The 21,825-nt window shown below is 60.4% G+C and carries 20 protein-coding genes; 16 read left to right on the forward strand and 4 right to left on the reverse strand.

The annotated features are described in order from the left end of the window. Positions 1-246: 246 nt before the first annotated feature. Both MPN23_RS09600 and MPN23_RS09605 read right to left on the reverse strand, forming a co-directional pair. Positions 247-1,053, reverse strand: coding sequence for a substrate-binding periplasmic protein (locus tag MPN23_RS09600; protein ID WP_243543989.1), 807 nt, complete (start codon positions 1,051-1,053; stop codon positions 247-249). Beyond that, positions 1,053-1,874 (reverse strand): nitroreductase family protein, encoded by an 822-nt coding sequence (locus MPN23_RS09605; protein ID WP_243543990.1) that lies wholly within the window; start codon positions 1,872-1,874, stop codon positions 1,053-1,055. Before MPN23_RS09605 ends, MPN23_RS09600 begins: the two co-directional genes overlap by 1 nt. Positions 1,875-2,054: 180 nt before the next feature. On the opposite strand from MPN23_RS09605, the gene MPN23_RS09610 reads away from it, so the two are divergent. Then, on the forward strand, positions 2,055-3,821 hold the full coding sequence (locus tag MPN23_RS09610) for a glutamine--tRNA ligase/YqeY domain fusion protein (protein ID WP_243543991.1): 1,767 nt from the start codon (positions 2,055-2,057) through the stop codon (positions 3,819-3,821). A 92-nt stretch (positions 3,822-3,913) separates the two neighbouring features. Beyond that, positions 3,914-5,275 (forward strand): sensor histidine kinase, encoded by a 1,362-nt coding sequence (locus tag MPN23_RS09615; RefSeq protein WP_243543992.1) that lies wholly within the window; start codon positions 3,914-3,916, stop codon positions 5,273-5,275. A 55-nt stretch (positions 5,276-5,330) separates the two neighbouring features. Here the strand turns inward: MPN23_RS09615 and queF are convergent, their stop codons facing one another. Then, positions 5,331-5,831, reverse strand: a complete 501-nt coding sequence (gene queF / locus MPN23_RS09620; protein ID WP_243543993.1) for a preQ(1) synthase — start codon at positions 5,829-5,831, stop codon at positions 5,331-5,333. Between the two features lie 219 nt (positions 5,832-6,050). Between queF and MPN23_RS09625 the strand changes: the two genes are divergently transcribed. Then, positions 6,051-6,680, forward strand: coding sequence for a queuosine precursor transporter (locus MPN23_RS09625; RefSeq protein WP_243543994.1), 630 nt, complete (start codon positions 6,051-6,053; stop codon positions 6,678-6,680). Positions 6,681-6,759: 79 nt separating this feature from the next. Here the strand turns inward: MPN23_RS09625 and MPN23_RS09630 are convergent, their stop codons facing one another. Then, entirely contained in the window at positions 6,760-7,278 is a 519-nt protein-coding gene (locus MPN23_RS09630) for an amphi-Trp domain-containing protein (protein ID WP_243543995.1), read from the reverse strand. A 229-nt stretch (positions 7,279-7,507) separates the two neighbouring features. On the opposite strand from MPN23_RS09630, the gene MPN23_RS09635 reads away from it, so the two are divergent. The 13 genes from MPN23_RS09635 (at position 7,508) to MPN23_RS09695 (ending at position 21,372) form a co-directional block, all read left to right on the forward strand. Then, positions 7,508-8,119 (forward strand): TetR/AcrR family transcriptional regulator, encoded by a 612-nt coding sequence (locus MPN23_RS09635; RefSeq protein WP_243543996.1) that lies wholly within the window; start codon positions 7,508-7,510, stop codon positions 8,117-8,119. Between the two features lie 523 nt (positions 8,120-8,642). Next, entirely contained in the window at positions 8,643-8,903 is a 261-nt protein-coding gene (locus MPN23_RS09640; RefSeq protein WP_243543997.1) for a phage regulatory CII family protein, read from the forward strand. 232 nt (positions 8,904-9,135) lie between these two features. Then, positions 9,136-9,615, forward strand: a complete 480-nt coding sequence (locus MPN23_RS09645; RefSeq protein WP_243543998.1) for a hypothetical protein — start codon at positions 9,136-9,138, stop codon at positions 9,613-9,615. Between the two features lie 141 nt (positions 9,616-9,756). Then, a complete protein-coding gene (locus MPN23_RS09650; RefSeq protein WP_243543999.1) occupies positions 9,757-12,186 on the forward strand; it encodes an acetate--CoA ligase family protein in 2,430 nt (809 codons plus the stop codon). Positions 12,187-12,239: 53 nt separating this feature from the next. After that, the gene (locus MPN23_RS09655) at positions 12,240-13,424 is read left to right on the forward strand and encodes a histidine kinase dimerization/phospho-acceptor domain-containing protein (RefSeq protein ID WP_243544000.1); all 1,185 of its coding nucleotides are present in this window, start codon (positions 12,240-12,242) and stop codon (positions 13,422-13,424) included. A 26-nt stretch (positions 13,425-13,450) separates the two neighbouring features. Continuing rightward, positions 13,451-14,530 (forward strand): ATP-binding protein, encoded by a 1,080-nt coding sequence (locus MPN23_RS09660; RefSeq protein ID WP_243544001.1) that lies wholly within the window; start codon positions 13,451-13,453, stop codon positions 14,528-14,530. 82 nt (positions 14,531-14,612) lie between these two features. Continuing rightward, positions 14,613-15,779 carry a rhodanese-like domain-containing protein gene (locus tag MPN23_RS09665; RefSeq protein ID WP_243544002.1) on the forward strand — a complete coding sequence of 389 codons (1,167 nt, stop codon included), beginning with the start codon at positions 14,613-14,615 and terminating at the stop codon, positions 15,777-15,779. Between the two features lie 2 nt (positions 15,780-15,781). Next, entirely contained in the window at positions 15,782-16,771 is a 990-nt protein-coding gene (locus MPN23_RS09670; protein ID WP_243544003.1) for an ABC transporter substrate-binding protein, read from the forward strand. Next, positions 16,764-18,707 (forward strand): SpoIIE family protein phosphatase, encoded by a 1,944-nt coding sequence (locus tag MPN23_RS09675; RefSeq protein WP_243544004.1) that lies wholly within the window; start codon positions 16,764-16,766, stop codon positions 18,705-18,707. The genes MPN23_RS09670 and MPN23_RS09675 overlap by 8 nt, the downstream gene beginning before the upstream one ends. Before the next feature lie 5 nt (positions 18,708-18,712). Next, on the forward strand, positions 18,713-19,039 hold the full coding sequence (locus MPN23_RS09680; RefSeq protein ID WP_243544005.1) for an STAS domain-containing protein: 327 nt from the start codon (positions 18,713-18,715) through the stop codon (positions 19,037-19,039). Further along, positions 19,029-19,475: an ATP-binding protein gene (locus MPN23_RS09685; RefSeq protein ID WP_243544006.1), complete on the forward strand. Its 447-nt coding sequence runs from the start codon at positions 19,029-19,031 to the stop codon at positions 19,473-19,475. Before MPN23_RS09680 ends, MPN23_RS09685 begins: the two co-directional genes overlap by 11 nt. A 157-nt stretch (positions 19,476-19,632) precedes the next feature. Then, entirely contained in the window at positions 19,633-19,947 is a 315-nt protein-coding gene (locus MPN23_RS09690) for a phage regulatory CII family protein (RefSeq protein WP_243544007.1), read from the forward strand. A 159-nt stretch (positions 19,948-20,106) separates the two neighbouring features. Continuing rightward, entirely contained in the window at positions 20,107-21,372 is a 1,266-nt protein-coding gene (locus tag MPN23_RS09695; RefSeq protein ID WP_243544008.1) for a class II fructose-bisphosphate aldolase, read from the forward strand. Positions 21,373-21,825: the final 453 nt, after the last annotated feature.

Consider the following 21,825-nt stretch of genomic DNA (forward strand, 5'->3'; position numbering starts at 1 on the left):
GATGCGAAAAAGCAGGCGATTGCGCTATTGAAGAAAAGAACTCAGGGGAAACAGGCAAAGGAAGAAAAGCAAGTCTCTCTTTTGAAGTCACCCCGTCTTGAGAATTTGGAGAGGCCGGATGCATGTCCCGACAGGGCATGTATCCGGCCTCTTCGAATTCTCAAGACAGAATGGGGATCCAAGGGGCCTTGCTCCTTGGCGGGTCCGGGCAGAGCCCGGCCCCCCGGGAGGGTCGCCGAAGGCCGCCTATTGCCAGCCCGAATATGTTTTCAGAATACGGTCATATTCGCCATTGGCCCGGATGATGTCGAGCCCCCTGTTGAAGGCATCGCGACATTCGGGCTGGGCAAAGACACAAGTCCGGGGCGCGGGGGAGAAAATGTCGTGAAAGGCAAGGCCGTGGGAAAAATCGATGTCCCGGCTCTCCGGAGAGTCCTGCAGCACATCCCTCCAGTAAAGAAAGATGTTCTTGTCAGCGACTGCGACGTCGGCCCGGCCCAGATAGAGCAGCCTCACTTGCCGGGCCTGATCCTCGACTTCCCGATAGTGCTTGTTCAGAGCGACCACGGTCGCATACTTCGGCCCGAGATACTGCGTCGCATTCTGAAAGCCGACCACCCGGAAAAGACCGAGATCGGCCAGCGAGGACAATCGAATGTCATGATCCGCCAGAGTAATGGCATAATTGTGGTATACCAGCGTGATATCCGAGGCAAAGGAGGTTCGCCCGGTTTCCCGGGTCACGTCGTATTCCGCATTCACGGCCAGAGCATCCACCTGACCATGCTCGAAGGCCAGTGCCAGCCTTTTCTTGGGAAGATAGACGATCCGAATGCGGCAATGCGCTCCGGCCTCGCCAGCGGCTCGGAGAATTTCCACTTCCATCCCGGAATCCGTGGCAGCAAGAGCATATGGCGGCAGGTCCTCGGCTATGCCGATCCGGACGACATGCGCATCCTGCGCCCGGGCAGGTGCAGGGAAAAGCAGGAGCAGGAGCAAAACGACGCGGCTCCACAGGAAAAACGCACGGAGTGCAGCCTGTTCCATGCGCATCAGAAAAGCCAGGTCGCGTCCGCCGGAGGTCTTGGCGGAATCGCGGAATATCTCCGGGCCGGGTATCCGAGCAGCAGCGCACCGCTCACCCGATTGTCCTCGGGAACGCCGAGACTGGCGCGAACGGCCTCGTTGTAGCGCGCGGCAATGGCTGCGAATCCGCACCAGCAACACCCCAGCTTCCTGCTCTTGGCAGCGAGGTCCAGATAGGTCACGGCAATCACGCAGTCCTCCACCGGAGTGATGCCCTGCTTGGGCGCATGGGCCACGGCCAGCACCGGAGCATTGCGGCAGACAAGGTCCGTGCCTTCGTCCCACTTCCGGACAATGCCGGAAAAATGCAGCAGCTTGGAAAGGGGCGTGTCCTCCTCGACCTCGGACCGCATCCATTCCACCACGGCCTCGGCCACCACGGCCACGCGTTCGGCCGATCCGGCAATGGACCACTGCACGGGCCGGGCATTGTGGCCCGAAGGCGCATACTGGGTCAGATCCAGAAGATCGGCGATCACGTCCTTGTCAACGGGCTTGTCCTTGAACACGCGAACGGAGCGCCGGGACTTGAGAAACTGGACAACCTGCTCGGAACCGGGCTCCTGATCCCAGTTGAGCGGTTCACCACCCCGGGCGAACGCTTCGAGCTGAATCGCCCCGGTCTTGCACACGGCCATGCAATGGCCGCACCCCATGCAATAGCGGTATTTCCTCTCGTGGGGAATCGGCAATCCGTTCGCCCCCATGACAATGCAGCCCAAGGGACATTCCCGGGCGCAGTCCCCTTCGTGGCGGCACAAATCCGGATCAACAGTAAACAGCGTCATGACACACCTCCTCCTGAGCCCACATACTGTGGCCTTTTCCACGCCGTGTGGCAAGTCCCTGAGATTGACCCTCAATGGGTTTTCCCGTATTGCCAGTGCGGGTGAAATAATCAGATACACCCACCCCCGAAAGACGATACATCTCCTGCATTACAGGAATAGCAACCACAAGGACCGACCATGAGCACCAATTCCGAAGCCCCGGAAAAGGGCAAGGATTTCATCCGCCAGATCATCGACAGGGACCTGGAAGACGGCAAGTACGGCAACCGCGTGCACACCCGCTTCCCGCCCGAGCCGAACGGATACCTGCACATCGGCCATGCCAAGGCCATCTGCCTGAATTTCGGCGTGGCGCGCGACTATCAGGGCGACTGCAACCTGCGTTTCGACGACACCAACCCGGTCAAGGAGGACACGGAATACGTGGACTCCATCAAGCAGGACGTATCCTGGCTCGGGTTCGACTGGACGAATCAGTGCTACGCCTCGGACTATTTCGAGAAATTCTATGCTGCCGCCGAGCTGTTCATCAAGCACGGCAAGGCGTACGTGGACGACCTCAATGCCGAGGAAATCCGCGAATATCGCGGCACGCTCAAGGAACCGGGAAAGAACTCCCCGTACCGCGACAGGTCCGTGGAGGAAAACCTCTCCCTGTTCCGTGCCATGCGCGCCGGGGAATTCAAGGACGGCGAGCATGTGCTGCGCGCCAGAATCGACATGAGCGCCCCGAACGTGATGCTGCGCGACCCGGCCCTGTACCGCATCAAGCACGCACACCATCATCGTACCGGAGACGCGTGGTGCATCTATCCGATGTATGACTTCGCGCATTGCCTGTCCGACCATTTCGAGGGCATCACGCATTCCATCTGCACGCTGGAATTCGAGAACAACCGTCCCCTGTACGACTGGGTTCTGGACACCCTGATCGCCATTCAGGCCGAGGGCGACGCGAACGCGGACCAGATCGCCCTGACCACGGGCGGCGGCAAGGCCCCGGCCCAGCGCCCCTACCAGTTCGAGGCCGCACGCCTGAACATCACGGGCACGGTCCTGTCCAAGCGCAAGCTGATCCAGCTGGTGCAGGAAGGCCATGTGAAGGGCTGGGACGATCCGCGCATGCCCACCATCAGCGGTTTCCGCCGCCGGGGTTTCACCCCGGAATCCATCCGCGACTTCTGCGAACGCATCGGCATTGCCAAGTCCAACTCCATGGTGGAATACGCCCTGCTCGAACACTGCGTACGTCAGGATCTCAACAACCGCTCGCCCCGCTATCTGGGCGTCATCGATCCGGTCAAGCTGGTCATCGAGAACTATCCCGAGGATCAGGAGGACGTGTTCGAAATGCCGCTGCATCCCGAGGATGAATCCATGGGCAAGCGCAAGGTTCCGTTCACCCGCGAGCTGTGGATCGAACGCGAGGATTTCATGGAGGACGCGCCCAGAAAGTTCTTCCGCCTCAGCCCGGGCCGGGAAGTGCGGCTCAGGTTCGCCTACTACGTGACCTGCACCGGCTTCGACAAGGACGAGAACGGCAGGATCACGGAAATCCGCGCCACCTACGATCCGGCCACCAAGGGTGGATGGTCGCAGGACGGACGCAAGGTCAAGGGCACCCTGCACTGGGTCTCGGCCAAGTACGGCAGGCGCGCCGAAGTGCGGCTGTACGACGGCCTCTTCACCACGGAAAATCCCAATGCAGTGGAAGAAGGCAAAACCTTCCTCGACTATCTGAATCCCGATTCCGAAACCGTGCTCGCCGAGTGCTATCTGGAACCCGCGCTGGCCGAGGTCGAGCCGGGCGCACACGTCCAGTTCGAACGCAAGGGCTACTTCTGCGCGGACATCCGCGACCACAAGCCGGACGGAACTCCGGTTTTCAACCGCACGGCCACGCTGCGCGATACCTGGGCAAAAATACAAAAACAGTCGAAATAAATTCGATAAAATGCTATGGAAAACGCCGGGTGACAGAACATGTTGCCCGGCGTTTCCTCTTGCGCCCCTTCCGCAACCGACCGGGATCGAAAATGCTTGACGTACGTACGCTCTGTTTCGTTCTGACCCTGCTTACCGCGGTATCCGCAGTGCTGATATACGCCCTGCACCGATACCGGCTCCCCGAGGAAGGCCCTCGATGGTGGGCCCTGTCGTTCGGTCTGGTGACCACAGGGCTTCTGCTCATGGGAAGCAGGGCCATCATTCCGAACTTTCTCTCCATTGTCGTGGCCAACGTGCTGATTCTTCTGGGGTGGCTCACGACCCTGAACGGAATGCGCCGTCACGTTGGAAGACCGGGGCTTTCTCCTCTGGAATGGCTTGTCTCCAGCGCGATTCTGCTTCTGGTCGGAGCCGGATTGTACTGGTTTTCCGCCATGTCTCCGTCACTGTCCATGCGCATGCGCCTGTTCTCCTGGACAGCCTGCGCCATTTCTTCGGCCACGACATGGGAGCTCCTGACACACAACAACGGCAGTCCCGCAATACGCGTCACCAGCGTGTCCTTTCTGATCTACGCCCTGTTTTCGGCCGCCCGAGCCCTGCACCCCAGCGTCAGCAGCCAGTATTATCTTCATGCCGGACCGTTCAATGAAGCGCACCTCCTCGTCTCCATACTGTTCGTGGTCGGCATGTCCTTCGGCATGGTCCTGATGATCAACGAAAAGCTGCAAAACCGGCTGGCGCTCAAGACGGCGCAACTGGAGGAAAACATCCGATGTCGCGACGAGATGGAAGCCATAATCCGCCACGACCTCAAGTCGCCCATCGCGCCCGTGGTGACACTGGCCGAGGTTCTCGGACAGGAACCGGACCTGCCGCCGAACGTGACCAGGGGGCTGGACCTCATCCGCCAATCCGGCATCAAGGCACTGGACATGGTCAACCGATCCCTTGACCTCTACAAGCTGGAGCACGGCAAATACGAACTCGACGTTCAGGAAACCGACATCGCCCGCCTGCTCCGAAGCTGCGCCGCAGACCTCGAAAACACGGCGCAGGGTCACGCCGTGAACCTGCAACTGCTGTTCGCGGGCAGAACCATGCACGAGGTGGACACCCTGCTTGTCAACGGGGACAGGCTGCTGCTCTACACCATGATCATCAACCTGCTGCGCAATGCGCTGGAAGCCGCACCACAGGAAACGGACGTCACGGCTGATCTGGACATGCACGACAACGTCATCAGGCTCACCATCACGAATCAGGGGGAGATTCCGGAAAAATTCCTGCCCAGATTCTTCGAAAAATACGCCAGCCACGGCAAGCCGGGAGGCACGGGGCTGGGCACGTATTCGGCCAAGCTCACGGCCGAGGCGCACAACGGGACCATAGCCGTGAACTCGCACAACGGCCTGACCACGATAACCACGGCCCTGCCGAAAACCGCTTGAAAAAAAGGCTGCCCGGAATTTCCGGACAGCCTTTGCCTCATTCATCGGACCACGGTCAGGATTGATGCCGACCGTTCTCCCGCTTCCATTCCGACACCACGGCGCGGACATGATCCATGTCCGGCCCGCTATCGCGAAAATGTTCGGCAAACACGTGCAACCGCGTGGCCCCGCGCGGAGCAAACAATCCCTTCACCCGGCACCACAGCGGGTCCAGCGCCTCCACGAAATCGTCCAGCATGTTGTTGGCCAGTGTCTCCATGAAGGATTTGTGGTTGCGATAGGCGAACATGTAGAGCTTGAAGCTCTTGGATTCCACCACGCGCTCGTTGGGCACGTATTCCATGATGATGGTGCCGAAATCCGGCTGCCCGGTCATGGGGCAGAGCGAGGTGTATTCCGGAAATTCGATGCTCACCACATAGGGGCGTCCCGGATGGTTGTTGGGAAAGGTTTCCAGAATCGCGGCATCCGGCCCTTCAAGCCGGTACTCGGTCTGGCCGCCCTTGCCCAGGGTCTTCAGATGCACAGTCTGATCCTGGCTTTTGGTGGTCATGATGGTTTCTCCTTGGGCCCACGCCGCCCGCCCGGAAAAGCCGGGTGCGTGCAGCGGACCTTGATGTGATTTGTCAGGGGCGCGATTTTGACTTTTCCGGTCCGGGATGGCAAGCCCTGAATCCTGTGACCAGGAAAGCCGCCCGGGACTGTTCCTTCCCGCCAGCGGCAGGCCGATTCGGCCACGCTTTCGGACTGTTCATCCAAAGGAGAAACACGCATGACCCGTTTCGAACGGAAGACCTACACCCTGCTCGTGAGCCTGTTCATGGGCGGACTGACCGCGGCAGCCTTCATTTCCAGCAAGATCATCACGGTATTCGGGCTGGCCGTGCCCGCCGGAGTCCTTGCCTATTCCCTGACCTTTGCGGTGTCCGACGCCATCGGCGAAATCTGGGGCAGGGAACGCGCCGAGGAAACCGTTGCCTGCGGATTCGCCGTGCTGATCATGGCCACAGGGCTGGCCTATCTGTCCGTGCACTGGCCCGGAGCCGTGTTCTGGAACGGACAGGAAGCCTTTGCCAAGGTCGTCGGGTCCACGCCCCGCATCGTGGCCGCATCCCTGCTCGCCTACGTGGTCAGCCAGAAGCACGATGTCTGGCTGTTCCATCTCCTGCGCGACCGCATGCAGGGCCGCCACCTGTGGCTGCGCAACAACCTGTCCACCATGTGCTCCCAGTTTCTGGATTCCGTGATCTTCGTGACCGTGGCCTTTTACGGAGTCATGCCCGTCGTGGACATCATCATCGGCCAATGGCTGGTCAAAATGCTCATCGCGGCCTGCGACACCCCGGTGGTATACGCCATTGTCGGCGGAATTCGCGGCAGGCTGCGCACGGCCACAGCCTGATTCGTCCAGCCTGAATGAACCAATGCGACAGCGGCCCGGAAAAGAGTTTCCGAGCCGCTGTCTTTTTTCCTGATTCCAATCATGTCACTTGTCTGCGGATGCCGTCTTTTTCGCAGCCGGCTTTTTCGCAGCGGGCTTCGATCTTGCTGGCGCAGCCTTTTTTGGTCGCGGTCCTTTTTCCGTCGGCTTTGCCGGCCGAAGCCTTTTCGGCCGCAACCTTCCCGGCGGGCTTCCTTTCTGCCGAAGCCTTTTTCGCCGGAGGCGCGGCCTCGACCTTTTCCGCCGGAGGATCGGCCTTGACCTTCCTTGCGGGGGGCGCCGCCTTTTTTCTGGTGGCAGGCGGCGTCGCCGCCCTGCGTTCGACCAGCGCATCCCCGGGCAGCTTCCAGCTCAGGGAAACAGCGTAACGGGCCTTGTCCTTCCTTGTCCGGGCCTTGACTTCCAGCTCCACGGTCTCGCTAACGCCGAAACGCAATTCCCTGTCCTTCCCGGCAAGGACCACCTCGCCACCTTCCAGACTCGCGGCCAACTCCCTGAGAAAAGCGGCGACCTCGGCCCGGCCGAGTTCACGCGCGTCCCGCACTTTGTTTCTTCCCATCTCCGTCCTCCCAACAGGTATGCAGTAGTCGCTTCACACGGAATAGCCTTCCGCATATCATGATTTGCCTTTTCAGCTCAACCGTCCGTCAGTCCGCGGCCAGTGTGGATTGAGAAAAAAATCACACCTTGAGACAGATTATCCTTGACATTGATTGATCAATCAACTTAACTCGGCCTTGTCGGACTGATTGGACAATCAATCACCCGTTCAAAAAACAGGAAGGACCATGACGAAAAAGGAAGCCATACTTCTCGCGGCTCAGGAGGCCTTCGGCCAACTGGGGTATTCAGCCACCACGGTCAAGGGCGTGGCCAACCGCGCGGGTGTGTCCTTCGGACTGGTTTCCCACTACTTCGGCAGCAAGCAGGACCTGTTTCTGGCCGCCGGATACGACATGGCCCAACGGCTCATCGCCACTCTGGAAACCGCCACTGCGAATTCCGAGTCCGGCATCAGGGCCGTGGAAACGTACATGACCACCTATTTCGCCTTCACCATGGAGGAGCGCGAACGGTTTCCGATCCTTCTGCGCTGCTCGCCCTTCAGCCATATCGAGCCGGGCGTGGACGCGAGCAAGGTGGCCGAGCAGTTCCGGGTTTTCATCGATGTGCTCCAGTCGTGCGTGCAGCGCGGCATGGACGACGGTACCGTCATTCGGAAGCACACCCCGGAAATGGCGGCGTTGATCATCTACGGCAACATTGTCGGCGCGGTCCGCACCAACCTGCTGTCGCCCTACGACTCCGGCACGATTTACGCCGAGACCGTGGAACACGTGATCCGCAGCCTGCGAACCGACACGGCCGAACAGGCCGAAACCGCCCAAGGCGAAGCATAAGGAAATTCCCATGTCTTCTGCAAAAAACGCGAGCAGACGCATGGATTTCATACTTGGACGCCGCAACAGGCATCCTCATTCCTCTCTCACCTCGTTTGCGTCCTGGAGGTCTCTGGCCGCCAGCGACGACTAACCGAACGTGATCGGTCACCTCCAACCGACCGCAGGAATTGGACCGCAAACCATCCCTGCCTTAGCCTAGTTCACAGTTCGGTCTGCCCGGGCCACCTACCCGGGCATCAAAAGGGAGCCGTACCACGGCTCCCTTTACTTTTGTCCTTTTTCTCCCGAACTGCCGTCGCAAAACTGTCGCATGCGACATCTTTTAGATGCGACACCATGTCGCATCTGTAGCAATGCGACACTTCCTTTCAAAGACAAAAAACATCCTGAAAAGTTTAGACTTTTTATAACCATTAGTTTTTACAAGAAATACACTTTTCACACTTTTTTTGGCACAGGGGTTGCTTAATGTCTGGCAGAAGTTTCGAACATTTTCAATGATCCCAACAGGGAGGGCGACATGTTTGAGAAGAGCGTAACCAAGGTGGTTCAGGACTGCATCCTCGACAGCGGCATTCAGGCCAAGCATGTGGCCGAGCAGATCAACAAGCCGTACTCGACCCTGATGCGTGAAATCAATCCCTTCGACACCAGCGCCAAGCTCGGAGCCGAAACCCTGCTGGACATCATGAAGGTGACCAACGACATCCGTCCGCTGCTGTTTATGGCCGAGGAAATGGGCTACACCCTGCACAGCAACGAATTGGCGGAAGCCGTCTAGCCAGTCGGGATCAGACAGCATATTGCCGCCACGCCCAAGGGGAATCCCGGGGAACCGGGAAGGACGGGCGGCCACTTTTCGGGGCCGGAGCAATCCGGCCCCATTGCTTTTTGCCCGGCCCCGATGTAGCCACATTGTCCCTGAAATGACTCGACCTTTATTTTACCATTGACTATAGTGCGCTGCATTCACCGGAAAGTACCGGCGTCACACACGCATCAGGAGAAACAGCATGGACACGAACGGTTCGGGTTCCGGCCTGCCCACCAATGAAGAGTACGCCGCGTTCGTCAATCGCAATGTGCACAAGTTCCTTCCCAAATTCATGATCTACTCGGCCATGCCCGTTGGCGTCCATGCGGGTTGGAACTGGCCGTGCTTCTTTTTCAGCTTCTGGTGGTTCCTGTATCGCAAGATGTACTTCTGGTCGTTCCTGTGCTTCATCTCCTTCTGCATCCCGTACCTGAACATGATCACATGGATCGCGTGGCCCATTCTGGCCAACGACCTGTACTTCAAGTTCGCCACGCGCAAGATCATCGAGGTCAAGACCTACCATCCCGCAGACTACCCCAACTATCTCGGGTCCATCGGCGGGGTGAACTCCTGGGTTCCGTGGGTGGCCATTCTGGTTTCCGGCGGCCTGTTCGTGCTCGCCCTGTTCATGGGGCTGGTGGGATTTCTCGCCTTTTCCGCAACCGCCACCTACTAGCACGCCTCTCATTTCGTTTTCCACGGGCTGTCGAGTCTCTCGGCAGCCTTTTTTTGCAGCCGGACAACCGCGAATCCGTTGACCGCGACGCGCACGGTGGCGTACCCTTCATGCCATTCCCTTTCCTGCACGGAGGCTGGCATGGAACCGATTCAGGACATTGACGCGACAATAGACTACAAGGCCGTGACCGGCCTTTTCCAACACGCCCGCGAACAGGGACGCGACTCCCTCTTTGAATATGAAGTGTACGACCTGCTCCGCTTTTCCGGGGCGGAGACTCCGCCCGGCACGCAGTTCCTGGCCCGGGGAGCCAAGCCCTCGGATCAGGCACTGGCCTCCATGCCCGGCGACCGAGTCGTGCTCAAGATCGTGTCCCGAACCATCGTGCACAAGACCGAGGCCGGAGGCGTGCGCATCGTGGACAACCAACCGGACAAAATCCGGTCCGCAATGCGCCGCATGCTCTACGAAGTGCCGGAAAACGCTGCTTCGGTCATCGAACGCGACCCGGCCCATGCCCCGGCGGAATATCAGGGACTTTCCGGCGATGCCCTTGTCGCGGCCATTGCCGAGGACGTTCACGGCGTGCTTCTGGTGCGCTACATGCCCCCGGACTCCGAGGCATTCGGCAACGAACTGATCGTGGGCATCCGCCGCACCCGGGAATTCGGCATGATCATCAGCGCGGGACTGGGCGGCACGGACACGGAACTCTACGCCAGCCGATTCCGCAAGGGACAGGCCGTGGTCGCCGCGTCCACGGCCATGACCGACGGCTGCGCGTTCTTCGAGCTGTTCAAATCCACCATATCCTACCGCAAGCTCGCCGGACTGACGCGAGGCCAGCGCCGCATTGTCACGGACGAGCAGCTCATCGAATGCTTTGCCTCGTTCATCGAGATGGCCAACCACTATTCTCCGGAAAACCCGGCCGCCCCCTTCGTGATCGACGAACTGGAAATCAACCCGTTCGCATTCACGGACTATCTCATGGTACCTCTGGACGGCCTGTGCCGATTCTCCCTGCCTGCGCAGTGCGGTGCAGGACGGCCCGTGGCGAGAATCGGCAACCTGCTGCACCCGGAAACCATCGCGGTGATCGGCGTATCCGGCTCGCGCATGAATTTCGGACGCATCATCCTGAACAACATTCTGGCACAGGGGTTTCCCCAAAAAAACGTGACCGTGATCAAACCCGGCACGGATGAGATCGACTCGGTGCACTGCGTGCCCGACATCGCCTCCCTCGGCAATCGCGTGGACCTGCTCGTGGTGGCCGTGAAATCGACGCAGGTGCCCGACCTCGTGGACGAGGTCATCCGCAGGGACGCGGCCGCCAGCGTCATGCTCATCCCCGGCGGCATGGGCGAAACCGAGGAGAGCCGGGAACGCGCAAGGGCCGTAATCCGCCGCATAGGCGAAGCGCATGCCGAGCCTGACGGCGGCCCGGTCTTTCTGGGCGGCAACTGCATGGGCGTGATCTCCCGACCCGGCGGCTACGACACATGGTTCGTTCCCAAGGAAAAAATGCCGCCGCTCAATCCGGGCAAGCACCATCGCGCGGCATTCGTGAGCCAGTCCGGGGCATTCATGCTGACCCGGCTTTCCCAATGCCCGCGCCTGAATCCGGCCTACATGGTGTCCGTGGGCAACCAGACCGATCTGACGCTCGGAGACATGATGGCCTGGTTCGCGGACTCCGACGAAGTGGACGTGATCGCAATCTATGCCGAGGGCTTCAACGACATGGACGGACTGGCCTTCTGCCGTGCGGTGCGTCGAGCCGTGCTCGCGGACAAACAGGTCATCGTGTACAAGGCGGGCCGAACGCCCGAGGGCAAATCCGCCACATCCGGGCACACCGCGTCCCTTGCCGGGGACTACATGGTCTGCGAATCCTGCGTGCGTCAGGCCGGAGCCGTCGTGGCGCGCAGCTTCACGGAATTCGAGAACCTGTTTCTGCTGGCCGAGCGCCTGCACCACAAGGCCGTACGCGGCAACAGGCTGGCAGCGGTCTCCGGCGCGGGATTCGAGGCCGTGGGCATGGCCGACGCCATCCGGTCCGACGACTATCGCATGGAGCTGGCCGTACCGAGCCCGGCAACCTGCACGGCCCTTGCCGAGCTGATACGATCCAAGGGACTCGACTCGCTGGTCACCATCAAGAATCCTCTGGACATCACCCCGGGCGCGGACGACGAGGCGCATGCCGAGGCCGTGCGCATCATGGCCAACGATCCCGACGTGGACGCGGTCGTGGTGGGACTGGACCCCATGTCCCCGGTCATGCGTACCCTGATCAACCCGGAAAACGCGACCCGCAGTCTGGACGACGAACGCTCCATTGCCGCACGCATGACCCGGCTGGTCCCGGAACTCGACGTGCCCGTGGTGGCCGTGGTGGATGCGGGACATCAGTACGATCCGCTGGTGAATCATCTCAAGGATGAAAAGGTCTGCGTGTTCCGCACCTCGGATCAGGCCGTGGCCGCCATAGCCCAGTACATGGACGCACGGCTGCATGCGGACCGCATCAGGGCCTTGGCCCGAAATCGGGAGAAACCCTGAAAACGGACCGGAATGTTGCGCTGGACAGGGAAAACCAATATGCAATGAAGGACATGACCATCAAGCCAGACAGCGACATGCCTGATCGCGACGCGCTCTCCCGTCCCGGGTCGGGAAGAACGCTCATGCGTCGATTCCGCTTTGCCCAGACCTCCATCATCGCTCTTGTGGTGATGCTCTTTGCCTCGGCCATCATTTCATTCAACGGCTACCGCCTGTACAGCCAGACCGAGGAGCGGATCAACGGCATATCCCGGCTGGCCGAGACCAGTCTGGCCTCGGCGGTCTGGCAGGTGGATCACGCCTCGGTCCGCGACTTCATCAACGCCCTGTTTCAGGACGACACCATTGTCTATGCACAGGTGGTCACGGGCCGGGAGATCATGGCCTCGCGCTCGCGTCCCGCCTTTGCCGGCCGGGCATTCCAGGAGTTCCGCAAGGATGCCGGGTTCATCACCCATACCGTGGAAATCCGCAAATTCGGCGACTGGATCGGCACCTTCAACCTCGCGGTTTCCACCCGCCACATCCGGGAGGACATCCTGTTCAACGCGGGCGTGTCCCTTGTGCTGGCTCTGGCCCTGATTCTGGCCATTTCCCAGACCACGCTTTCCTTTGCACGCCGAAGGCTGTTCCGCCCGCTTCACGAACTGGAAAAGTCCGCCACGGCCATTGCGGACGGCGATCTGGATGCCCCGGTGGACACCTCGGCTCCGGACGAAATCGGCAATCTTGCCCGGGCCTTTGACGACATGCGCGAATCCGTTCGCCACCTCATCGAGGACCTTCAGGCCGCGAACGTCAAGCTGGAGTCCCATCGCAGCGCGCTGGAAAGCAAGGTCAAGGAACGCACCGAGGAACTCAAGCGCAAGAACGTGTCCCTGAACCGCGCCCTTGAGGAAGTCCGGCAGGCCAAGCAGGCCGCGGAGGTGGCCAATCTGGCCAAGAGCCGTTTTCTGGCCAGCATGAGCCATGAAATCCGTACGCCGATGAATGCGATTCTGGGCATGGCCGACATTCTCTGGGAAACCCGTCTGAGCGAGGATCAGGCCCGCTACGTGCAGGTTTTCCGCTCGGCCGGGGAAAGCCTGCTCGGCATTCTCAATGACATTCTGGACCTGTCCAAGATCGAGGCCGGAAAAATGGATCTGGAGCATACCCGGTTCAGCCTGTCCGAACTCGTGGATCGCACCTGTTCCGTTGTCGAACCCAGAGCCAGAGCCAGAAAAAGCAGCTGACTTTCGAGTATGTCATTGCTCGGGACGTGCCCGACACATTGCGGGGCGACCCCACGCGCGTGGGCCAGATTCTCGGCAACCTGCTGGGCAATGCGGTCAAGTTCACGCATCAGGGCCGCATCCGCCTCAGGGTGGAGCGGGAGCCGGGCTCGACTCCGGCAACCCTGCATTTTTCCATCGAGGACAGTGGGGTGGGCATTCCCACGGACAAGCTGTCCTCGGTATTCAACTCCTTTACGCAGGCCGACAGTTCGACCACTCGGGAGTATGGAGGAACCGGGCTCGGGCTGGCCATCTGCCGCCAGCTCGTGGAAATGATGGGCGGCAGGATATGGGCGGAGAGCCGCCCGGGCAAGGGAAGCACGTTTCACGTGACCCTGACCTTTGACACCCCGCCCTCGCAAATGGCGTCCGAGGACGCGCCCCAGCCCCCGGGCCAGCACTCCCTGCCCAGACGAAACATACTTCTGGCCGAGGACTCCAAATACAACGCCTTTGTCATCCAGACCTATCTCAAGGACACGCCCTGCTCCCTCACTCTGGTGGAAAACGGCAGGGAAGCACTGCGCGCCTTTGAGCAGAACGCCTTCGACATCGTGTTCATGGACGTGCAGATGCCGGTCATGGACGGCTTCGACGCCATGCGCGCCATCCGCGACATGGAGGAACGCACGGACAGGAACCGGACCCCCATCGTGGCCATGACCGCCTATGCCCAGCCCGAGGACGCCCACCGCTGCCGCGAGGCCGGAGCGGACCACCACCTGCCCAAACCCGTGAAGAAAAGCGATCTGTTCGAGATCATCACCGCGTTCACGGGCGGCAATTCATCCCTGTCCGCGCATTCGGCAGCGGACAGGCCGGAGGACATGGACCGGATACGCTCATGGCTGCACAAGGCGTTCTCGGCCAGCGATGCCGGGGATTTCGCCGATGTGGCACAGGCGGCGCAGGCTCTGGCGGAAATGGGCGAGACCATGGGCCTGCCGTCCCTGTCCGGCTACGGCACGGCCCTGATGGATGCCTCGGAAGACCGCAACCACGAAGCCACGACAAGAATACTGGCCTCGCTCTCGGGCTACGTGGACCGCATGGGCATCTTCTGACCGGGCCCAGCCCAACTCTGGACATTCCTTCCGTCTTGGGTCTATCGTCGTTTGAATCAAAAAAAGATCAGGCAATACGGACATGCAGACACGCAAACGACTTCCGGCCCCGCGCATCCTCTTCCCGGCCCTGGCCGTGCTGCTGCTTGCCGCATTCCCGGCGCTCGGGCAGGACGAATTTCCGCTGCGGCCCTTCTATCCGGGCGTGGCCAGCATTTCCACCAGCGAACTGGCCGAGGTCTATGATTCGGCCGTGATCATCGACATCCGCACCCGGTTCGAATTCGACGTCGCCCACATGGCCAGGGCAAAGCGCATCCCTCTTGCGGATGGCCAATTCCGACTCGGCCTCAAGGGACTACGCGGCCTGAACAGCGCCGCCCCCCTCGTCTTCTACGCCAACGGTCCCACGGACAGCAAAGTATATGAAGCCGTGCGCAAAGCCATGCACATGGGCTTTGCCAACGTATTCGCCTATGATGCAGGCATCTTCGCCTGGATATCCACACAACCGGAACATTCCTACCTTCTCGGCAAATCTCCGGCCCGCCCCGAACGCATGATCCCGCCGCGCATGTTCGAACGCCGCCTCCTCTCCCGTGAGGCGTTCACGGAACGCGCGGCCCTGCCCGATGCCGTGGTCATCGACATCCGCTCCCGCTATCACCGGGAATTCGAACCCAGGATTCCCGGGCTCAGAAACATTCCCATGAGCAGCCTGCTGGAAATGATCGACTCGCGCATCTGGATGGAAAAACGGCTGCTCTTTCTGGATCAAAACGCCACGGAAGTCCGCTGGCTCCAGTACTTTCTGGAAGCGAACGGCTACGTGGACTACGCATTCCTGCACAGTGGCGTGGACGGCTGGCCCAAGGACCTCCGCCGCCGGGTTCAGGCCGAGGAAGCACGACTGACCATGAACCAGCATGCGCTGGCCGAGCTGGCAGGCAACATGCTTCTGGACCGCACGGCCCTGCGGCTGCTCATGCGCGTCCTGTCCCGGATACGTCTGGAAAACATCGCCGTGGCGGAATCCTCGACCCTGCTGGCCGCTCTGGAAATTTCCCCGGAGGCATTGCGCGCGGCAGCGGAATCACTCCGCCGCGAACAGGCGCTGCTCTACAGCACCATCGGCGACACCTACATTTTCGAAATCAATCCCGGACTGGCATGGCGCGGGGAAATGGGCGGCACGATCTGGAAGGAGCGCGCCACCCAGTTCCTGAACGCGGTGCAGAGGAGACGATGATCATGCAGGCACGCCCGCTCGTCCCCTTTCGTCCGCTTGCCGCGGTTCTCATTATCCTCTCCGTGCTGACCGCAGGCCCGGCCCCGGCCATGGAAAGGGCACGTCTGGTCCTGCAATGGACACATCAGGCCCAGTTCGCCGGCTATTACGTGGCCAGAGAGAAAGGGTACTACGCGGAACTCGGTCTTGATCTGGAAATCATGCAGGGAGGACCGGACCGCATTGCCATGGAATGTCTGGAAACAGGCCGCGCCGACTTCGGCTCCATGTTTCTGGCCACGGCCATCGAGCACCGGGCTTCAGGCATGCCCGTGATCTGCCTTGGCCAGTTCGTGCAGAAATCCGCGCTCATGCTGGTGGCGAGAAAGGGAACAGGCATTACCGGAGCAACCGACCTGAACGGCAGAAAGGTCGGCATCTGGGCCAATGAGTTCCAGCTCCAGCCAAGGGCCCTGTTCCGCAGGCTGAACATCCGCACGCAGCTCATTCCCCAGACATCCACCCTTGACCTGTTCCTCAGAGGCGGCGTGGCTGCGGCCTCGGCCATGTGGTACAACGAATACCACAAGCTGATCATGCACGGCGTGGACGAGGACGAGCTGGTCCCCTTCTTTTTCAGCGACATGGATTTGAATTTCCCGGAAGACGGCCTGTACTGCATGGAATCCACGTGGCAGGAACGTCCCGAGGCGTGCAAGGCACTGGTGCAGGGCACGGCAAAAGGATGGGAATACGTCTTTGCCCACCCGCACGAGGCTCTGGACATCGTGCTCCGCAACATGACCGAGGCCAGACTGCCCCTGAACCACGTGCACCAGCGCTGGATGCTGGACCGGATGCGCGACATCATCCAACCGGAAAACGGAACCGTTCCCCTTGGCGAACTGTCCCGCCGGGATTTCCGCCGCGTGACCGAAACCCTGCTGGAAACCGGCTTCATCCGCTCCGCGCCAGCCTACGAAGCCTTCTACAAAGGGGTGCCCCATGACTAGAAACACGGGCATCGCCGCCAAGCTCGCCCTGCTCGTGCTGGGGACCGCCCTGCTCGTGCTGGCTGCAGTTCTGGCATACAACTATCAGGTTTCCAGGGACATCATCGTACGCGAGGCCGAACGCAACGTCCGCAACCTCGGCCGGAAGACCGTGCACCAGTTCGGTCAGGTACTGGTGCCCATCGAGCGCACCGTGCAAAACATGGCCATCGCCCTTGAGGACGCGAATCTGACCCGTGACGACATCATCGCCATGAACCGCCGCATTCTGGAAAACAATCCGGACATATTCGGCATGGCCATCGCGTTCGAACCGTTCGCACTGGGCAAGGACCACCTCTACTTCTCGCCCTACTGGTACCGCTCGCAGGGACGCACCGCCTTCACCATGCTGGGCGGCCCGGACTATCGGTACTTCTACATGGACTGGTATCAGGTGCCCAAGGAGCTGGACCACCCGGCATGGACCGAACCCTATTTCGACGAGGGCGGCGGCGGGGTCATCATGACCACCTACTCCGTACCCTTCTATCGCACGGAAAACGGCAAGCGCGTGTTCGCGGGCGTGTGCACGGCGGACATTTCCCTGGAATGGCTGCGCAGAAACGTGTCCGACATCCGGCTCTACGAGAACGGCTACGCCGTGGTGCTCTCCAAGCACGGCACCTATGTCTATCATCCCATGGAACGGCAGGTCATGAGCCACACCATCTTCTCCCTCGCAGTCGAGCGCAACGATCCCTCGATCCGGGCGATCGGCAAGGCCATGATCAACGGGGAAACCGGATTCGTGGCCCGCAAGAGCGTCAAGGACGACAGGGACAGCTTTCTCTACTACACGCCCCTGCCCATCGGAGGCTGGTCCCTCGGCATCCTGTTCGCCCGGGACGACGTGCTTGCGGGAGTTCAGGAACTCACACGGGACATGCTGCTCATCGGGCTGGCCGGGTTCCTGCTGCTGGCCGCTGCCGTGATCTGGATAGCCCGCTCCATCACCAGCCCCCTGCGCGACCTGTCCGGCGCGGCGCTGGAAATCGCGTCCGGCAATCTGGAGCTGCAACTGCCGGAAATCAAAAGCCGGGACGAGGTGGGCGATCTTGCGGACTCGTTCCACATCATGAAGCGCGACCTCAGGGCCTACATCGACAATCTCACGAACACCACGGCGGCCAAGGAACGCATCGAATCCGAACTCCGCATTGCCCGGGAAATCCAGATGGGCATCCTGCCCAAGCTCTTCCCGGCCTTTCCGGACCGCCCGGAATTCGATGTGTTCGCGTCCATCGAACCGGCCAAGGAAGTGGGCGGCGATCTGTACGACTTCTTTTTCGTGGACGAACGCCACTTCTGCTTTCTGGTTGGCGATGTCTCCGGCAAGGGCGTTCCCGCAGCCTTTTTCATGGCCGTGACCAAGACCCTGCTCAAGGTGGTGTCCGAACGCGGTCTTGATCCCGGCGAAATCCTGTCCAAGGTCAACAGCGACCTGTCCGAGGAAAACGAATCCTGCATGTTCGTGACCCTGTTTCTGGCGATCATGAACATCGAGACCGGCGAAACACGCTATGCCAGCGCCGGGCACAATCCGCCGCTCCTCGTGCCCTGCCACGGCGACCCGGAATGGATTCCACCCTCGCGTGAACCTGTTGCCGGGGTCATGCAGGGCATGGAATACACCACCAACGTCATGACCCTGCGCCCGGGCGATATCCTGTTCGTATACACGGACGGCGTGACAGAGGCCATGAATCCGAAGCGCGAACTCTTTTCCGAGCAGCGGCTCATGGATTTGGCCTCCTCGGCCGAGGGCATGAAAGCGTCCGGCCTGATCGGTCAGGTGGACGCGGCCATCAAGGAATTCACCGAGGGAGCGGAACAGTCCGACGACATAACCATGCTCGCCATGCAGTATTGCGGAGCATGCCCAGACAAGGAATAATCCTCATGCAACTCACCAGCGAAACCAGAAACGGCTTTCTCGTTGTCAGCGTATCCGGCCGCATGGACGCGGTCACGGCCCCGGAATTCGAACGCGAATGCTCGGCCCTGAGCACGCCCGGCACCCGACTCGTGGCCGACCTCTCCGGTCTGGAATACATCAGTTCCGCAGGGCTTCGGTCCATACTGGCCACGGCCAAGCGCCTCAAGGCGAACAAGGGAGACATCCGCTTCTGCGGTCTGCAAGGCATGGTACTGGAGGTCTTCGAAGTCTCTGGCTTTGCCGCCATGTTCTCCATCCATCCGAATCAGGAAGCCGCCGTTGCCGTCTGACGCGCATCACAGTTCGAAAATCACGGCCCGGGCCGTTCCCGGCATTCTTCCGGAATTCCGTTCCCATGTTCTGCAATGCGCTTCCAGGGCCGGGGCGTCTGCCGCCCAGCTCACGCGCATCGAACTCGCGTTCGAGGAAGCCCTGATGAATGTCTGCACCCATGCCTACCCGGAGAAGACGGGCACGGTCTCGGTCGACTGCTTCACGAAACGGGAAAAAACCGGAGCTCCGCTTTTCTGCGTCCGACTCACGGACCATGGAGAGCCCTTCAACCCTCTTGAGCATACGCCCCGCCCCACTCCTGCGGACATGAACTCGCGTACGCCCGGCGGCATGGGAATTGTCCTGTTGCAACGCATGGTTGACCAAGCCGACTATTTCCGAACCGATACCGCAAACTGCATGATTCTCTGTTTTTCCCTTTCTGTCCGATAATATTCCACAGCCAACCTCACTTATTCCACATGAGGAGTTGTTCATGTGTTATTTTGGCATTTTCTTGCCACTTTTGCCGTTTTTTTGTTGACCACTTTTCCCCAGAAAGTGTAATACTGAATATAAGGCAAAATTTTCAACATGTGGGGGGATAAACATGTTTGAGAAGAATTTGACCAAGAAGATGCAGGATGTTGTTCTGGAAGGAAGAATTCCGGCAAAAGAGATCTGCTCGCGGATCAAGAAGCCGTATTCGACCCTCCTCCGCGAACTGAACCCGTTTGACACGCATGCCAAGCTGGGCGCGGAAACCATGTTCGACATCGTCAAGGTGACACACAACGTATCCGTCCTGGAATTCATGGCCAGGGAGCTCGGGTACACCCTGACGCCGCTGGAAGCCATGGAGCGCAGACCCAGACCAGCCAAGGTCGCGGCCAAGCGCATTCGCAGGCAGGCCGCAACGGTCTGACACGACGTCCGAATCTTGCCTGCACCGGGGAGGGCGCCGATGGCGGCGCCCTCCCTTTTCTCGGCATGCCCAACACGGACATCCGGGGAATCGTTTTGACTTTTGCCAGTCTTTGGTTTTAATTAGGGTTGCACACAATATTGCAAGGAGGATGGGCCAATGACCCAGGATACATTCAATAAAGCTCTCGCTGTCGGCCGCCCGCCGAACGTCGTCAAAAATTTCCCCAATTCCAAGGCTCTCATCGTCAGCGGCAAGGTGATCGACCGCGCCATGCTCGCCAAGGGCAAGGCAATGACCATCGCTGCCAACGGACGCAACATCTTCGTGATCGAAGGTGCACTGCGTGCCGCGCAAAAGGCCAATGCAGCCCTGATCATCGAAATCGCGCGCTCCGAGTCCACCTACTGCCCCACCACCATGTGGAACATCTCCCGCAGGGTGGACTACCTCTGCAACAAGCTCGGCATCACCGTGCCCGTGGCCATCCACGCCGACCACTACTTTCTCAAGAAGTGGGATCACGTGGCCGAGGCGCTGGTGGAGATTCCCACGCTGTTCGACGCGGGCATCACCTCCATCGCCATCGACGCCTCGCACATGACCGATGATCTCAACCTGCTCGCAAACATCGCGCTCGCCCCGGTCATCCCGGGCTGGGCCGGTTACGAAACCGAAATCGGCGAGATCAAGGGCAAGTTCGGCCTGTCCACCCCGGTGGAGGCCAAGTTCCTGGTGCAGGGACTCAACGCCCACGGCATGTGCCCGGACTGGATCGCCCTGAACAACGGCACCACCCACGGCATCGAGGCCTCCGGCACCGGCATCCAGGTCGGCCTGACCGCCGAAATTCACGAGGCCCTCGTGCCCTACGGCACCTCCGGCGCCCAGCACGGCACCTCGGGCAATGATTCCCAGCGGCTGCGCGAGATCGCCGAGCAGACCAAAACCACCAAGGCCAACGTGGCCACCGCCCTGCAGATGGTAGGCTGGGGCGTCAAGGTCAATGAATTCGGCAACGCCATCATGGACGGCGAGGCCTTTGTCAAGGAAGCGGGCAAGGGACTTTCCGAAGCCCTCTGGAACGAAATGGTCGCCTATGCCGATGAAAACGACATCAAGGGCGGCAACTACAAGAAGCTCAACCTGCCCTTTGAACGCCGCATGCAGGGACAGCCCGCGGAAATCCGCGAACGCATGGTCGCCATCACCGAGGACTTCGTCTACGACCTGCTCGTCAACGTGTTCCACGCCGACGGCACTGCGGAAATAGCCTACGACGTCATTCTCAAGGCCGGTTCCCATGACCTCGGCCCCAAGGTCGAGCGGTTCGAGAACCCGGCCGAGTGGACTGAAGAGAAAATCAAGGCCCGTGCCGCGGAAATCGATACGGACAAGGGCCCGGCTGGCGATTTCGACGACTAGTTCACCGCCAGTATTGCGATAGGAAAAGGCGTCCCGGTGAACCGGGACGCCTTTTTTGCCTTCGGCGCCCCTCCCGGGAGGCCGGGCGCTGCCCGAACCCGCCAAGGAGCAAGGCCCCTTGGATCCCCATTCTGTTTCGGGTGGCCCAAAAGAGATGACAACTTTTTTGTCTGTTTCCCCTGAGTACTCTCTTCCGACAGGGCTACTCCCGGCATTTCAGCAATCTTCTACGGCGCCATGCGAGCCTTTCAAGTTCACACATCCCATGCAAGCGGCGTAGAACCAGCAATTTTCGATTCATCTCCCAATTCCGGGGAAGGCAGCCCCATTCTCCTGTTTTTGCTTGACTCGGGGGCATGCTTCGGCGTAGGCGGTTAGAGCGATTGGCCCGTCCACCATGCTTCTGGATGGAAAAATCCGATCGCATCGGAACTTTGGACCGGCAAACAGATC

Source organism: Pseudodesulfovibrio tunisiensis (assembly GCF_022809775.1).
Lineage (GTDB): Bacteria > Desulfobacterota > Desulfovibrionia > Desulfovibrionales > Desulfovibrionaceae > Pseudodesulfovibrio > Pseudodesulfovibrio tunisiensis.

What these genes read in the sequence shown, in the direction of transcription:
- MPN23_RS09680 (WP_243544005.1), top strand. Translation starts at nt 18,713, where the DNA reads ATGCAACTCACCAGCGAAACCAGAAACGGCTTTCTCGTTGTCAGCGTA.
- MPN23_RS09640 (WP_243543997.1), top strand. Translation starts at nt 8,643, where the DNA reads ATGTTTGAGAAGAGCGTAACCAAGGTGGTTCAGGACTGCATCCTCGAC.
- MPN23_RS09665 (WP_243544002.1), top strand. Translation starts at nt 14,613, where the DNA reads ATGCAGACACGCAAACGACTTCCGGCCCCGCGCATCCTCTTCCCGGCC.
- MPN23_RS09690 (WP_243544007.1), top strand. Translation starts at nt 19,633, where the DNA reads ATGTTTGAGAAGAATTTGACCAAGAAGATGCAGGATGTTGTTCTGGAA.
- MPN23_RS09695 (WP_243544008.1), top strand. Translation starts at nt 20,107, where the DNA reads ATGACCCAGGATACATTCAATAAAGCTCTCGCTGTCGGCCGCCCGCCG.
- MPN23_RS09635 (WP_243543996.1), top strand. Translation starts at nt 7,508, where the DNA reads ATGACGAAAAAGGAAGCCATACTTCTCGCGGCTCAGGAGGCCTTCGGC.
- MPN23_RS09645 (WP_243543998.1), top strand. Translation starts at nt 9,136, where the DNA reads ATGGACACGAACGGTTCGGGTTCCGGCCTGCCCACCAATGAAGAGTAC.
- MPN23_RS09605 (WP_243543990.1), bottom strand. Translation starts at nt 1,874, where the DNA reads ATGACGCTGTTTACTGTTGATCCGGATTTGTGCCGCCACGAAGGGGAC.
- MPN23_RS09655 (WP_243544000.1), top strand. Translation starts at nt 12,240, where the DNA reads ATGACCATCAAGCCAGACAGCGACATGCCTGATCGCGACGCGCTCTCC.
- MPN23_RS09675 (WP_243544004.1), top strand. Translation starts at nt 16,764, where the DNA reads ATGACTAGAAACACGGGCATCGCCGCCAAGCTCGCCCTGCTCGTGCTG.
- MPN23_RS09670 (WP_243544003.1), top strand. Translation starts at nt 15,782, where the DNA reads ATGCAGGCACGCCCGCTCGTCCCCTTTCGTCCGCTTGCCGCGGTTCTC.
- MPN23_RS09650 (WP_243543999.1), top strand. Translation starts at nt 9,757, where the DNA reads ATGGAACCGATTCAGGACATTGACGCGACAATAGACTACAAGGCCGTG.
- MPN23_RS09600 (WP_243543989.1), bottom strand. Translation starts at nt 1,053, where the DNA reads ATGCGCATGGAACAGGCTGCACTCCGTGCGTTTTTCCTGTGGAGCCGC.
- MPN23_RS09615 (WP_243543992.1), top strand. Translation starts at nt 3,914, where the DNA reads ATGCTTGACGTACGTACGCTCTGTTTCGTTCTGACCCTGCTTACCGCG.
- MPN23_RS09610 (WP_243543991.1), top strand. Translation starts at nt 2,055, where the DNA reads ATGAGCACCAATTCCGAAGCCCCGGAAAAGGGCAAGGATTTCATCCGC.
- MPN23_RS09625 (WP_243543994.1), top strand. Translation starts at nt 6,051, where the DNA reads ATGACCCGTTTCGAACGGAAGACCTACACCCTGCTCGTGAGCCTGTTC.
- MPN23_RS09630 (WP_243543995.1), bottom strand. Translation starts at nt 7,278, where the DNA reads ATGGGAAGAAACAAAGTGCGGGACGCGCGTGAACTCGGCCGGGCCGAG.
- queF (WP_243543993.1), bottom strand. Translation starts at nt 5,831, where the DNA reads ATGACCACCAAAAGCCAGGATCAGACTGTGCATCTGAAGACCCTGGGC.